The sequence below is a fragment of the Nonomuraea sp. NPDC001636 genome, assembly GCF_040298265.1.
Lineage (GTDB): Bacteria > Actinomycetota > Actinomycetes > Streptosporangiales > Streptosporangiaceae > Nonomuraea.
In genome coordinates, this window is record NZ_JBEOZT010000004.1 from 501,642 (window position 1) to 515,674 (window position 14,033).

At 73.5% G+C, this 14,033-nt stretch carries 13 protein-coding genes; all 13 read left to right on the top strand.

Annotation, left to right across the window (positions count from 1 at the left end; genetic code table 11):
- Window positions 1-21: 21 nt before the first annotated feature.
- From ABT158_RS11940 to ABT158_RS12000, 13 genes are read left to right on the top strand one after another with little or no spacing between them, the layout of a single operon-like run.
- A complete protein-coding gene (locus ABT158_RS11940; RefSeq protein ID WP_352352761.1) occupies window positions 22-993 on the top strand; it encodes a Gfo/Idh/MocA family protein in 972 nt (323 codons plus the stop codon).
- Window positions 990-1,832, top strand: coding sequence for a TIM barrel protein (locus ABT158_RS11945; RefSeq protein ID WP_352352762.1), 843 nt, complete (start codon window positions 990-992; stop codon window positions 1,830-1,832). The genes ABT158_RS11940 and ABT158_RS11945 overlap by 4 nt, the downstream gene beginning before the upstream one ends.
- A 20-nt stretch (window positions 1,833-1,852) precedes the next feature.
- Entirely contained in the window at window positions 1,853-2,794 is a 942-nt protein-coding gene (gene iolC / locus ABT158_RS11950) for a 5-dehydro-2-deoxygluconokinase (protein ID WP_502911513.1), read from the top strand.
- On the top strand, window positions 2,787-3,698 hold the full coding sequence (locus ABT158_RS11955; protein ID WP_352352764.1) for a class I fructose-bisphosphate aldolase: 912 nt from the start codon (window positions 2,787-2,789) through the stop codon (window positions 3,696-3,698). The genes iolC and ABT158_RS11955 overlap by 8 nt, the downstream gene beginning before the upstream one ends.
- The gene (iolD, locus tag ABT158_RS11960; protein WP_352352765.1) at window positions 3,695-5,533 is read left to right on the top strand and encodes a 3D-(3,5/4)-trihydroxycyclohexane-1,2-dione acylhydrolase (decyclizing); all 1,839 of its coding nucleotides are present in this window, start codon (window positions 3,695-3,697) and stop codon (window positions 5,531-5,533) included. Before ABT158_RS11955 ends, iolD begins: the two co-directional genes overlap by 4 nt.
- Window positions 5,533-6,513 carry an inorganic phosphate transporter gene (locus ABT158_RS11965; RefSeq protein WP_352352766.1) on the top strand — a complete coding sequence of 327 codons (981 nt, stop codon included), beginning with the start codon at window positions 5,533-5,535 and terminating at the stop codon, window positions 6,511-6,513. Before iolD ends, ABT158_RS11965 begins: the two co-directional genes overlap by 1 nt.
- Complete coding sequence (locus ABT158_RS11970; protein ID WP_352352767.1) at window positions 6,510-7,163, top strand: DUF47 domain-containing protein; 654 nt, start codon at window positions 6,510-6,512, stop codon at window positions 7,161-7,163. The genes ABT158_RS11965 and ABT158_RS11970 overlap by 4 nt, the downstream gene beginning before the upstream one ends.
- A gap of 20 nt (window positions 7,164-7,183) precedes the next feature.
- On the top strand, window positions 7,184-9,010 hold the full coding sequence (locus tag ABT158_RS11975) for an ABC transporter permease (RefSeq protein ID WP_352352768.1): 1,827 nt from the start codon (window positions 7,184-7,186) through the stop codon (window positions 9,008-9,010).
- Window positions 9,011-10,108 carry an ABC transporter ATP-binding protein gene (locus ABT158_RS11980; protein WP_352352769.1) on the top strand — a complete coding sequence of 366 codons (1,098 nt, stop codon included), beginning with the start codon at window positions 9,011-9,013 and terminating at the stop codon, window positions 10,106-10,108. It abuts the gene before it with no gap.
- Complete coding sequence (locus ABT158_RS11985) at window positions 10,105-10,869, top strand: HAD family hydrolase (protein ID WP_352324737.1); 765 nt, start codon at window positions 10,105-10,107, stop codon at window positions 10,867-10,869. The genes ABT158_RS11980 and ABT158_RS11985 overlap by 4 nt, the downstream gene beginning before the upstream one ends.
- Window positions 10,860-11,711, top strand: a complete 852-nt coding sequence (locus tag ABT158_RS11990; protein ID WP_352352770.1) for an inositol monophosphatase family protein — start codon at window positions 10,860-10,862, stop codon at window positions 11,709-11,711. The genes ABT158_RS11985 and ABT158_RS11990 overlap by 10 nt, the downstream gene beginning before the upstream one ends.
- On the top strand, window positions 11,708-12,490 hold the full coding sequence (locus ABT158_RS11995) for a Cof-type HAD-IIB family hydrolase (protein ID WP_352352771.1): 783 nt from the start codon (window positions 11,708-11,710) through the stop codon (window positions 12,488-12,490). The genes ABT158_RS11990 and ABT158_RS11995 overlap by 4 nt, the downstream gene beginning before the upstream one ends.
- Complete coding sequence (locus tag ABT158_RS12000; RefSeq protein ID WP_352352772.1) at window positions 12,487-13,980, top strand: CoA-acylating methylmalonate-semialdehyde dehydrogenase; 1,494 nt, start codon at window positions 12,487-12,489, stop codon at window positions 13,978-13,980. Before ABT158_RS11995 ends, ABT158_RS12000 begins: the two co-directional genes overlap by 4 nt.
- Window positions 13,981-14,033 lie beyond the last annotated feature (53 nt).

Genomic DNA, 14,033 nt, shown 5'->3' on the forward strand with positions numbered 1-14,033 from the left:
CCCCCTGGATGAGGAGCGATCATGCGTGTGGGTCTGCTGGGCCTTGGACGTATAGGCATGTTCCATGCCACCACCCTGTCCGCCTTGGTTGACGAGCTCGTCGTGTCCGACGTGGACACGGCGAGGGCGGAGGAGGTGGCCCGGCGGCTCGGCGCCCGTACCGGCGATCCCTTCGACGCGGACGCGGTGGTGCTCGCGACGCCGACCTCCGCCCACGCCGAGGGCCTGCTGAGGGCGTGCGAGCGGGGAGTGCCGGCGTTCTGCGAGAAGCCGGCCGCGCCGACCGTCAAGGAGACGCTGCGGGTGGCCGAGGCCGTCGAACGGGCCGGGATCGGCGTGCACATCGGCTTCCAGCGCCGCTTCGACGCCGGCTACCGGGCCGCCCGCGAGGCGCTGCTGGCGGGCGAGCTCGGCGAACTGCACCGCGTGCACATGCTGACCGGCGACCCGGCGCCGCCGCCCGCCGAGTACGTCGCCCAGTCCGGCGGCATCTTCCGCGACTGCCACATCCACGACTTCGACATCCTGCGCTGGGTCACCGGCCGCGAGGCGGACGTCGTGCAGGCGGTCGGCGCCAACCGCGGCGATCCGTACTTCGCCGCCGCCGAGGACGTGGACAACAGCGCCGCCCTGATCGTCATGGACGACGGCACGCTGGTCACCCTGCAGGGCTCCCGCTACAACGGCGCCGGCTACGACGTGCGCATGGAGCTGGCCGGCACGCTCGGCACCCGCGCCGTCGGGCTCGGCGACCGCACCCCGCTGCGCTCGGCCGAGGGCCTGAGCCCGGACGGGCCGCCGTGGCCGGACTTCCAGACCAGGTTCGAGGACGCCTACGTCGCCGAGATGGGCGCGTTCCTGTCGATGGCCAGGGGCGAGAGCGAGAGCCCCTGCACCGTCCGCGACGCCCTGGCCGCCCTCTACCTGGCCGAGGCCGCCGACCTGGCGCGCCGCGAGGGCCGTCCGGTGCGCGTGCTGGAGGTGGCCAAGTGAGGATCGCCGCCGCACCTATCTCCTGGGGCGTGTGCGAGGTGCCCGGATGGGGACACCAGCTCACCGCCGACCGCGTGCTCGCCGAGATGGCCGAGCTGGGCCTGACCGCCACCGAGCTGGGCCCCGACGGCTTCCTGCCCGCCGACCAGGACCTGCTCGGCCGGTACGGGCTGCGCGCCGTGGGCGGATTCGTCCCCGCGGTGCTGCACGACCCCGCCCACGACCCGCTGCCCGCACTCCGCGCCACCTGGGCCGCCTTCGACCCGGACGTGGTCGTCGTGCTGGCCGCCGCCACCGGCGCCGACGGCTACGACGCCCGTCCCGAGCTGGACGACACCGGCTGGCGCACCCTGCTCGGCAACCTCGACCGCGCCTTCCACGAGGCCAAGGGCGACGGCCGCGCGCTCACCCTGCACCCCCACGTCGGCACCATGGTCGAGACCGGCCAGGAGGTGGACCGGGTGCTCGGCGGCAGCGCCGTCCCGCTCTGCCTGGACACCGGGCACCTGCTCATCGGCGGCGGCGACCCGCTGGAGCTGGTCACCCGCGTCCCCGAGCGCATCGCCCACGTGCACCTGAAGGACGTCGACGCCGCGCTCGCCGCCCGCGTCCGGGCCGGTGAGCTGACCTACACCGACGCCGTCCGCGCCGGGATCTACCGCCGGCTCGGCCGCGGCGACGTGGACGTCCGCGGCATCGTCGAACGCCTGACCGCCGCCGGCTACGACGGCTGGTACGTCATGGAGCAGGACGTCGTCCTCGACGCCGAGCCCCCGGCGGGCGCCGGCCCGGCCGACGACGTGCGGGCGGGCGTGGCGTTCCTGCGGGGCCTGGCGTGAGCGCCCTCGACGTGCTGACCATGGGCCGGGTCGGCGTGGACGTCTACCCGCTCCAGACCGGCGTGTCGCTGCGGCACGTGGAGACGTTCGGCAAGTACCTGGGCGGCAGCCCCACCAACGTGGCCGTGGCCGCCGCCCGGCTGGGCCACTCCAGCGCGGTGATCACGCGGACCGGCGACGACCCGTTCGGCGCGTTCGTCCGCGACGCGCTGCGCTCCTACGGCGTGGACGACCGCCTGGTCGGCGCCGTGCCCGGCCGGCCGACGCCGGTCACGTTCTGCGAGATCAGGCCGCCGGACGACTTCCCGCTCTACTTCTACCGCCAGGACGCGCCCGACCTGCAGATCACGCCCGGCGACCTCGACCTGGCGGCCGTCACCGGAGCGCGGCTGTTCTGGGCCACCGTGACCGGCCTGTCGGCCGAGCCGTCCCACGCCGCCCACCTGGCCGCCTGGCAGGCCCGCGGGCGCGCCCGGCACACCGTGCTCGATCTGGACTACCGGCCCATGTTCTGGGCCGACGCGGCAACCGCCCGCGAGCGGGTGCGTGAGGCGCTCGCGCACGTCACCGTCGCGGCAGGCAACCTCGACGAGGTCGAGGTGGCCACCGGCACCCGCGACCCGCGCGCGGCCGGCGAGAGCCTGCTGGCGGCGGGCGTCGAGCTGGCCATCGTCAAACAGGGCCCGGACGGCGTGCTCGGCATGACCGCCACGGAGACCGTACGGGTGCCGCCCGTCCCGGTCGAGGTGGTCAACGGGCTCGGCGCCGGCGACGCCTTCGGCGGCGCGCTCTGCCACGGCCTGCTCGAAGGCTGGCCGCTCGAACGCACCCTGCGCTTCGCCAACGCCGCGGGCGCGATCGTCGCCGGACGCCTGGCCTGCGCGCCCGCGATGCCCACGGCGGACGAGGTCGAGGCCGTCCTGTCCGCCACCCTCTCGGAAGGAGCCGTCACGCATGCGTGAGCAGGACTACCGCCGGCTGCTCGACCAGCGCGCCTGGCAGCCGGAGCGCGTCGCCGAGGCGGCGGCCGCCCGCCGGCGCCGGCCCCTCAGGAACGGCAGGGAGCAGCTGCTCATCATCGCGGCCGACCATCCGGCCCGCGGCGCCCTCGGCGTGGCCGGCCACCCGATGGCCATGCGCAGCCGCGCCGACCTGCTCGACCGGCTCATGACCGCCCTGGCCAGGCCCGGCGTGGACGGCCTGCTGGCCACCCCCGACATCGTCGAGGACCTGCTGCTGCTCGGCGCGCTCGACGACAAGATCGTCATCGGCTCGATGAACCGCGGCGGCGTGCACGGCTCGGTGTTCGAGTTCGACGACCGCTTCACCGCCTACGACGCCCCCACCATCGCCGCGATGGGCCTGGACGGCGGCAAGATGTTGTGCCGGATCGCGCTGGAGGACAGCGCCACCGCCGCCACCCTGGCCAGCTGCGGCCAGGCCGTCACCGACCTGGCCAGGCACGGCCTGATGGCGATGGTCGAGCCGTTCTGGTCCAGGCGGCAGGACGGCGTGGTGCGGCACGACCTGTCGCCCGAGGCCGTGATCCACGCCATCAGCGTCGGCCAGGGCCTCGGCGCGACCTCCGCCCGCACCTGGCTGAAGATCCCGGTCGTGCCGGAGATGGAACGCGTCGTGGAGTCCACGACCCTGCCCGTGCTGCTGCTGGGCGGCGACTCCGGCCAGGACGCCGGCGAGATGTACGACTCCTGGCGCAAGGCGCTGCGCCTGCCCGGCGTGCGCGGCCTGGTGGTCGGCCGGGCGCTGCTCTACCCGCCCGACGGGGACGTGAGCGCCGCCGTGGACACCGCGCTCGGCCTGCTGGAGGGCGGCGTGCCCGATCTCGTGCAAGGAGGTGCCTCATGAGGCTGACCACGGCTCAGGCGCTGACCCGCTTCCTGGCCGCCCAGTGGTCGGAGCGCGACGGCGTCGAGCAGCGGCTGATCGCCGGCGTGCTCGGGATCTTCGGCCACGGCAACGTCGCGGGCGTCGGCCAGGCGCTGGCCGAGCAGGGCGCGGGCACGGGCGACGCGCTGCCGTACTATCTGGCCCGCAACGAGCAGGCCATGGTGCACACGGCCGTCGGCTACGCCCGCACCCGCGCGCGGCTGTCCACCTTCGCCTGCACGACGTCCATCGGGCCCGGCGCCACCAACCTGGTCACCGGCGCGGCGCTGGCCACGATCAACCGGGTGCCGGTGCTGCTGCTGCCCGGCGACGTCTTCGCCACCCGCGCCCCCGGCACGGTGCTGCAGGAGCTGGAGGACCCCCGGTCCTACGACGTGTCGGTCAACGACTCGCTGCGCCCGGTGTCGCGCTTCTTCGACCGGATCAACCGGCCCGAGCAGCTTCCGGCCGCGCTGCTGGCGGCGATGCGGGTGCTCACCGACCCGGCCGAGACGGGCGCGGTCACGCTCGCGCTGCCCCAGGACGTGCAGGCCGAGGCGTACGACTGGCCCGAGGAGCTGTTCGCCCGGCGGGTCTGGCACGTTCCCCGACCGGTGCCCGAGCCGGCCGCGCTGGCCAGGGCGAAGGAGCTGCTGCGCGGCTCCCGCAGGCCGCTGATCGTGGCCGGCGGCGGCGTCAGGTACAGCGGGGCGTGGGCCGAGCTGACCCGCTTCGCCGAGAACCACGGCGTGCCGGTGGGCGAGACGCAAGCCGGCAAGGGCGCGCTGCCCTACGACCACCCCTGCGCGGCCGGCGCGATCGGCCACACCGGCACCGACGCGGCCAACACCCTGGCCCGCGAGGCCGACCTGGTCATCGGCGTCGGCACCCGCTACACCGACTTCACCACCGCCTCCAGGACGCTGTTCGGGCAGGCCGCCTTCCTCAACGTCAACGTCACCGCCTTCGACGCGGCCAAGAACGCGGGCGCCACGCTCGTCGCCGACGCCCGCGAGGCCCTGCGCGCCCTCGACGACGTGGACTGGCGGGCCGACCCCGAATGGACCCACCGGGCCGCCGCCCTGGCCGCCGCCTGGCAGTCGGAGATCGGCCACACCTACGCGGGCGCCGAGCTCACCCAGCCCGTCCTGCTCGGCATCCTCAACGAGGTCGCCGAGGGCGGCGTGGTGGTCAACGCGGCCGGCTCGATGCCGGGCGACCTGCACCGCCTCTGGCGGCCCGCCGACCCCGAGCAGTACCACGTCGAGTACGGCTACTCGTGCATGGGCTACGAGATCGCCGGCGGCCTCGGGGTGAAGCTGGCCGCGCCGGAACGCGAGGTGTTCGTGCTGGTCGGCGACGGGTCGTACCTGATGATGGCGCAGGAGATCGCGACCGCCGTGCAGGAGCGGATCAAGCTGGTGATCGTCCTGGTGGACAACCGGGGCTTCGCCTCCATCGGCAACCTCAGCGAGTCGGTGGGCGCCCGGCGGCTCGGCACCGCGTACCGCACCCGCGGGCCCGGCGGCGAGCTGGACGGCGAGCCCCTACCGGTGGACCTGGCCGCCAACGCCGCCAGCCTGGGCGCCGACGTGCTGCGCGCCGACGGCCCCGAGTCGCTGCGGGCCGCCCTGGTCAAGGCCAAGGAGTCGGCCAGGACCACCGTCGTGTACGTCGAACCCGTCCCCGGCGGCGGCCCCGGCGCGCAGGCCTGGTGGGACGTGCCGGTCGCGCAGGTGTCCGGCCTGCCCGAGGTCAGGGCCGCGCGCGAGCGCTACGACGAGGCCAAGCGCGACCAGCGGCTCTACCTCTGATGGGCTGGACGCTGGCCTTCGCCGCGGTGGCCGTCCTGTTCGTGCTGATCAGCGGGGCCAACGACGGCGCCACGCTGATCGGCCTCGGCCTGCGCTTCCCGCGCACGCCCGGCTGGCTGGCCGCCGCGCTGCTGGTGGCGGTCCTGTTCGCCGGACCGTACGTGCTGGGCGTCGCGGTCGCGCGGACCTTCACCGAAGGGCTCGCGGGGCTCGACTCGGGCAGCGGCGCGGCCGTGTTCCTGGCCGGCGTGGTGATCGCCGTCGTGGTGGTGGCGGCGCTGACCGGCAGAGGGCTGCCCACCAGCCTGACGCTGGCGGTGATCGGCGGCATCGCGGGCGCCGGGCTCGGCGCCGGGCTGCCGGTGGCCTGGCCGAGCCTGGTCACCGTCCTGGCGATCGGGGCGTGCGCGCCGCTGGTCGGGCTGGTGCTCGGCTACCTGCTGGGCACCGCGTCCCGGCGGGTGCCGTCCTCGCGCCGGATGCCGGGGCTGGTGCTGGCCGCCCACCTGGTGGCCTACGCCGCCCAGTGCCTGGCCTACGCCGTCAACGACGGCCAGAAGATGATCGCCGTGGTGAGCGTCGCCGTGGACGTCGGCCGCAACGGGCTCGGCCGGGTCGGGCCCGTCCAGCTCTCGCCGGTGTGGATGGCCGTGCTGGTCGCGCTGTTCCTGGCCGGGGCGCTGACCACGCTGCCGCGGGTGGGCGAGCGGATCGGCCGCGGCCTGGTCATCACCCGGCCGCTGCACGTGCTGTCGGCCGAGACGGCGGCCACCGGCGCCGTCCTCGGCAGCTCGGTCCTGGGCAGCCCGGTGAGCATGACCCAGTCCGTGACCGCCGGGGTCGTCGGCGTGGTGGCAAGCGAAGGAAGCAGGAGGGTGCGATGGCAAGGAGTGCTGAACATGGGTACGGCGTGGCTGGTCACGCTGCCGTCGTCCATGGCCCTGGGCGCCCTGGCCGGGCTCGGCCTGAGGCTGCTGTGAGCGGCGCACGGCCCCGCCGGCTCGCCCGCGCCTGGGACGAGCTGCGCGGCCGGTCCGGCCGCCGGGTGATCGACCTCATCCGCGGCCAGGTCGCCGTGGCCAGGGAGGGCGCCGTGCTGGCCCGCTCGGCCGCCTCGGGCACGACCGGCCAGGCGGCGGCCCGCGCCCGCATGGCCGAGGTCGAGCACGAGGGCGACGCCGCCCGCGCCGAGCTCGTCCGGGCGCTGCGACGGGTGCTGGCCACCCCCATCGACAGGGAGGACCTGTTCCGGCTCTCCCGCTCGATCGACGACGTGCTGGACCAGTTACGCGACTTCGTCCGCGAGGCCGACCTGTTCGGGCCCGCCGACCTCACCTTCGCCGCCGAGCCGCTCGGCGCCGTCATCGACGGCCTGGACCAGCTCGAACAGGCCCTGCTGAAGATCACCGGCGATCCCGGCTCGGTCACCGTGGCGGTGCTCGCCACCCGCAAGTCCCGCAGCCGCGTCCGCCAGCTCTACCAGGCCCGGCTCACCGAGCTGTTCGCCGGCCCGCTGGACATGGACACCCTGCGAGAACGCGAGCTGCTCTCCCGCCTGGACGCCGTGGGCCGTCGGCTCGGCGAGGCCGCCGACGCCCTCGCCGACGCCATGCTCAAACGAAGCCACTGAAAACCCCCCGAAGGAAGACCATGGCTGTTCTGACCAAGACGGAGCCGCCGCCTCGCCCGCCGAGACGGCGCCGAATCCGCTACCGCCTCCAGGTCCTGCGGCACGACCCGACCGCCGCGCTCGGCCTGATCCTCGTCGTCCTGCTCGCCTACCTCGTCGTCGCCCCGCTGATCGCGGTCCTGTCGGACGCCTTCCGCCTCCAGTTCGGCGACGAGCTGCACGCCGGCCAGCAGCCGGGCGAGTGGACCGGCTACTACCTGTGGCGGGTCTTCCGCTCCCAGATCAGCGGCCTGCTGTTCTGGGGCCCGCTGGTCAACACGCTGGTCGTCGCGGTCGGCACCGTGCTGTTCGCGCTGCTGCTCGGCGGCGGGATGGCCTGGCTGGTGACCCGGACCAACGTGCCCGGCCGCAAGTGGCTGGCCGGGGCGCTGGTGGTGCCGTACATGCTGCCGTCGTGGACGTTCTCGCTGGCCTGGCTGACGCTGTTCAAGAACGAGCGGGCCGCCGGGCAGGTGGGCTTCCTGGAGTCGGCCGGCGTGCGAACCCCCGACTGGCTGGCCTACGGCCCGCTGCCGATCATCGTCACGCTCGGGCTGCACTACTACCCGTTCGTGCTGCTGCTGGTCGGCAACGCGCTGCGCAGGATCGACGTCCAGCTGGAGGACTCGGCCCGGATCCTCGGGGCGCCGCGGCGCGTCGTCGTGCGGCGGATCGTGGTGCCGCTGATGCTGCCCGCGCTCTCCTCGGCCGTGCTGCTCGTGGTCGGGCGGGTGCTCGGCACCTTCGGCACCCCGTACGTGCTCGGCCTGCCCGCCGACTACCACGTGCTGTCCACCGGGCTGTTCCAGTCGATCAGGGACCGCAGCACCGGCGTGGCCTCCGTGCTCGCCACCGTCATCGTGATCATCGGCGTGCTGATCGTCTTCACCGACATGCGGCTGATGCGCGAGCAGCGCAGGTTCGTCACCGTCGGCGGCAAGGGCGCGATGGACCGGCTGGGCGACCTGCGCGGCTGGCGCTGGCCCGCGTTCGCGCTGGGCGCGGTGGTCTTCGTGGTCAGCGTGCTGATCCCGGTGCTCACGCTGCTGCTGTCCACGCTCACCCGCACGCCGCTGGACCTGTCGACCCTCACGCTCGACTACTGGATCGCCGACCGGCTGCCCGGCGCGGTCGGGTTCCCGCACGGCATCCTGCGCGGCTCCGAGCTGTGGCAGGCCGCCTGGAACTCGCTGCGCATCGTCGGCCTGGCCTCGCTGATCTGCGCGGTCGCCGGCCTGCTCATCGGGTACGTCGTCGTCCGCGGCACCGCGCCGCGCATCGCCGGGTTCCTGCGCCAGGTGTCGTTCCTGCCGTACCTCATCCCCGGCATCGCCTTCGCCGCCGCCTCGCTGTCGCTGTTCGCCGTCGCCCGCGGGCCCGTCCCGGCGCTGTACGGGACGACGTTCCTGCTGATCCTGGTCATGGCCGTGACGCACCTGCCGTACAGCTCGCGCTCGGGCATCGCGGCGATGATGCAGCTCGGCCGCGAGCCGGAGGAGGCCGCGCAGATCGCCGGGGCCTCCTGGTGGCACCGGATGCGGCGGATCATCTTCCCGATCCAGAAGGGCGCCCTGGTCACCGGGATCGTGTTGCCGTTCATCTCGGGGCTGAAGGAGCTCAGCATCGTCGTGATGCTGACCACCACCGGCACCCAGCTTCTCACGACGCTCTCCATCGGCCTGGTCGACTACGGATACACGCAGCTCGCCAACGGCGTCGTCCTCATGATCGCTTTGCTCTCCTTCACCATGACTTCCCTGACCCAGCGGCTGACCAAGAGCAGCCTGGCGTCCGGCCTAGGAGGATAGATGCCGAACATCACCTTGAGCGCAGTCTCCAAGAGCTACGGCGGCGGCGACTACGCGGTGAAGAACCTCGACCTCGTGGTCCCCGACGGCGCCTTCATGTGCCTGCTCGGCCCCTCCGGCTGCGGCAAGACCACCACGTTGCGCATGATCGCCGGCCTCGAACAGCCCACCGCGGGCAGCATCGCCGTCGGCGAGCGCGTCCTGGACTCCGTCGAGCAAGGGGTCTACGTCCCGCCCGAGAAGCGGGCGATGGGGCTGGTGTTCCAGAACTACGCGCTCTGGCCGCACCTGTCCGTGCGCGACAACGTGGAGTTCGGGCTGCGCATGCGCAAGGTGCCCGCCCCCGAGCGGCGCGCGCGGGCCGAGGCGGCGCTGACGATGGTGCACGTCGACGCCGCCATGGACCGCTACCCGTCCCAGCTGTCCGGCGGCCAGCAGCAGCGCGTCGCGCTGGCCAGGATGCTCGCGGTCAACCCGTCCGTGCTGCTGCTGGACGAGCCGCTGTCCAACCTCGACGCCCGGCTGCGGCTGGAGATGCGGGCCGAGCTCAAGCGCATCCACGAGGAGTCCGGCGCGACGATCGTCTTCGTCACCCACGACCAGCTCGAAGCCCTCACCATGGCCACCGACGTCGCCGTCATGAACGACGGCGAGCTGCAGCAGCTCGCCGCGCCCATGGAGATGTACGAGCGGCCCGCCAACCGGTTCGTCGCCGAGTTCGTCGGCAGCCCGCCGATGGCCATCGTGGACACCGGACCGGCGCCCGGCGGGCTGGCCGGATCCCTGCTGCGGTTCGTCGAGGCGCGCGGCTCGGAGGTCACCCCGTCCGCCGTCGGCATCCGGCCCGAGGCGCTGCGGCTCGGCACGCCGCCCGCCGCCGCCTGGAGCGAGGAGGCGCTGGTCGAGGCCGTGCTGCCGGCCGGCTCCTCCTGGACGGTACGGCTGCGCGTCCTGGACACCGAGCTGTTCGCCCTGTCCTACACGCCGGTGCGGGCCGCGCCCGGCGACGTCCTGCCCTGCTGGACCGAGCAGCTCCACCTGTTCGGCGCGGACGGCGCCCGCATCTCCTCCTGGGACCGGGCGGAGGTGACCGCGTGATCCGCCCCAAGGCGCTGCTCCTGGACTTCGGCGGCGTGATCGTCGAGACCGCCAAACGCCCGTCCTGGGCGGCCGAGCTGGCCGCCGAGGTGCACGCCATGCTGGCCAGGACCGGGTTCGACGGCCTGACGGCCGAGGACGTCGAGAGCGACATCCGGGCCGGGGCGCGGGCCGACAAGTACTGGAAGGACTCCACGTCCCGGCAGTTCGCGCCCGAGGAGATGACCCACCGCCGGTTCTGGGCCGAGTTCGTCGCCACCGACTGGCCCGAGCAGGCCCGCACGCTGGTCACCGTCGAGGCGACGCCCCTGTGCAAGCGCATGGGCGAGCTGCGCAGCGACCGGAAGCTGCGCACCGGCATGGCGGAGCTGCTGAACGCCTGCCTGCGCAACGGCGTCGTCCCCGCCGTCGTCAGCAACGCGCTGTGCGGGGCCGTGCACCGCGACTACCTGGCCGGAACCGGGCTGGAGCACCTGTTCGCCGCGCAGGTCTACAGCGACGAGGTCGGCGTGCGCAAGCCGAACCCCGAGATGATCCTGCTCGCCTGCCGCGCCCTCGGCGTGGACCCGGCCGACGCCTGGTACGTCGGCGACAACTACGACCGGGACGTGATCTGCGGCGCCCGGGCCGGGGCGGGGGCGACCGTCCTGATGGTCTCCGCGAGCACCGACAAGATCCCGTACCGGGTGCGGCAGAGCCCTCAGGCCACGGTCGAGGACCCCCGCGCCCTGCTGACCCTCCTGGAGGAGACATGGACGTGAACACCTCTCGCGAGCTGGCCGCCATCGCGGCCGAGGCGGCCAGGGCGGTCGGCGACCGGCTGCGCGGCGCCTTCCGCTCGCGTCCCGAGATCCAGACCAAGCGCGACTTCCACGACCCGGTGACCGAGCACGACAAGGCGGCCGAGGAGGGCATCCGCGAGGTGCTCGACCGGCTCTGCCCCGACAGCGTCGTGGTGGGCGAGGAGGGCGGCACCAGGGGACAGGGCGCCATCAGCTGGTACGTCGACCCCATCGACGGCACCGCCAACTTCGCCGTCGGCCTGCCGTTCTTCTGCACCTCGATCGCCGCCGCCGTGGACGGCGAGGTGGTGGCCGGGGTGATCTACGACCCGGTGCGCGACGACGAGTTCACCGCCTGGCTCGGCGGCGCCGTCTGCAACGGCGAGCCGCTGCGCAGCGCGGGCGCCCGCGCCGACCGCGAGGCGGTGCTGCTGTCCAGCTATCCCACGCCGCGCGACCTGGCCGAGGACGAGGAGGGCGCGCTGCGCCGCTTCTCCAGGATGACCCAGTCGTTCGCGACCATCCGCCGTCCGGGCAGCGCCGCGCTCAAGCTCGCCCACGTCGCCGCCGGCTGGTCCGACGTCGCGTACGGCACCCGGGTCAACGCCTGGGACGTCGCGGCCGGATCCCTGCTGGTCAGGCAGGCCGGCGGCGTCTACATCCCGCTGTCGGGCAGCGTCTTCGAGCCGGGCGGCTACCTGGCCTGCGTCGGCGGGTTCGACCTGGCCTCCTCGGTGCTGGCCGACGTGGCCACCGGGGCCGTCGAAGCCGTCGGGGCTGGCGGGGCCGCCGACGTCGCGGGGGCGGGGAGCGCGACGTGATCCGCTGGATCGTGACCGACCTCGACGGCACGCTCGTCGGGCGCGACCTGGCCATGGTGCCCGCCGCCCGGGACGCGCTGCGCCGCTACCGGGCCGCGGGCGGCGAGGTCGTCATCGCCACCGGCCGCATGGAACGCTCGGCCCGCCCCTACTACGACGAGCTGGGCCTGGACGGCCCGGCCATCCTCTACAACGGCGCCCGCACCGTGAACCTGGCGACCGGCGAGGTGCTGCGCTCCCGCCACCTGCCCGCCACCGCCTGGAAGACGCTGCTCGGCCTGTTCGGCGAGCTGCCCGCGGGCGTGTACCCGGTGGCGTTCTCCGGCGGGGAGGCGCTGGCCGTGGACGACGTCCCGCAGCTGCGGGACTACGCCCGGCGCGACGGCATCACGCTGCGCGACCCCGGCGACTGGGCGGCGCTGCCCCCCGACGGGATCACCAAGTGCATGCTGATCGGCGACCGCCTGCCGGACCTGGACATCGCGGGCACGGTCACCGTCCGGTCGGAGGCGACGTACCTGGAGGTGCTGCCGGAGGGGGCGACCAAGGGCAGCGCCCTGCGCGAGCTGGCGCAGGCCAGGGGGGTGCCGCTGGAGCAGGTCGCCGCCATCGGCGACAACCCCAACGACATCGACATGATCCAGGTCGCCGGCCTGGGCATCGCGGTCGGCGACGGCCATCCCGACGTCCTGTCGGCCGCGGACGTGGTCGCGCGTCCCTGCGCCGAGGGCGCGCTCGTGGACGCGGTGGAACTGGCACTGGGAGAGGGAGAACGGTGAAGTCGGTCAAGCACTGGATCAACGGCGCCCTGACGGACGGCGGCGACCGGACCGCGGAGATCTTCGACCCGGCCACGGGTGAGGTCGGCGGTCACGTGGCGCTGGCGTCGGTGGCCGAGGTGGACGCGGCGGTGGCCGCCGCGGTGGCGGCCTTCCCGGCGTGGCGGGACGCCTCGCTGATCAAGCGCGCCCGCGTCCTGTTCCGGTTCCGTGAGTTGATGGACGCCCATCGTGACGAGCTGGCCGCGTTGATCTCGGCCGAGCACGGCAAGGTGCATGCGGACGCGTTGGGGGAGGTGGCGCGCGGGCTGGAGGTGGTGGAGTTCGCGTGCGGGATCCCGCATCTGCTCAAGGGGGGTTTCTCCGAGGGTGTCTCGACGCGGGTGGATTCGTATTCGATGCGGCAGCCGTTGGGGGTGGTGGCGGGGATCACGCCGTTCAACTTCCCGGCGATGGTGCCGATGTGGATGTTCCCGGTGGCGATCGCGTGTGGGAACGCGTTCGTGTTGAAGCCGTCGGAGCGGGATCCGTCGGCGTCGTTGCTGATGGCGCGGCTGTGGCAGGAGGCTGGGCTGCCGGAGGGGGTGTTCTCGGTGGTGCAGGGCGACAAGGTGGCGGTGGATCGGCTGCTGGAGCATCCGGACGTGGCGGCGGTGTCGTTCGTGGGTTCGACGCCGATCGCCCGGTATGTGTACGAGACGGGTAGTGCGCACGGCAAGCGGGTGCAGGCGCTGGGCGGGGCCAAGAATCACATGCTGGTGCTGCCGGATGCGGATCTGGATCTGGTGGCTGATGCGGCGGTGTCGGCGGGGTTCGGGTCGGCGGGTGAGCGGTGCATGGCGATCTCGGTCGTGCTGGCGGTTGATCCGGTGGGGGATGAGCTGGTCGGCAAGATCGTGGAGCGGGTGGGCCGGTTGGTGGTGGGTCCGGGGGATGATCCGCGGTCGGAGATGGGGCCGTTGGTGACGGCGGCGCATCGGGACAAGGTGGCGTCCTATCTGGATCTGGGTGTTGCCGAGGGCGCCAAGCTGGTGGTGGACGGCCGGGAGGTCGAGGTGCTGGGCGGCCGGGGTGGGGGGTTCTGGCTGGGGCCGACGGTGCTGGATCAGGTGCCGGTGGGGTCGCGGACGCATACCGAGGAGATCTTCGGTCCGGTGTTGTCGGTGGTGCGGGTGTCCTCGTACGAGGAGGGCCTGCGGGTGATCAACGAGGGTGTGTACGGCAACGGCACGGCGATCTTCACCAACGACGGGGGTGCGGCGCGGCGGTTCCAGAACGAGGTCGAGGTGGGGATGGTGGGGATCAACGTGCCGATCCCGGTGCCGATGGCGTTCTACAGTTTCGGCGGGTGGAAGTCGTCGTTGTTCGGTGACACGCATGTGCATGGCGCTGAGGGGGTGCAGTTCTACACGCGGGGCAAGGTGGTGACGTCGCGCTGGCTGGACCCGTCCCACGGCGGCGTGAACCTCGGCTTCCCCACCAACGGGTGACCCGCGACCCGCCCTTCTCACAGGATCGACTCGAAGCCTGTGCGGCCGTTGCA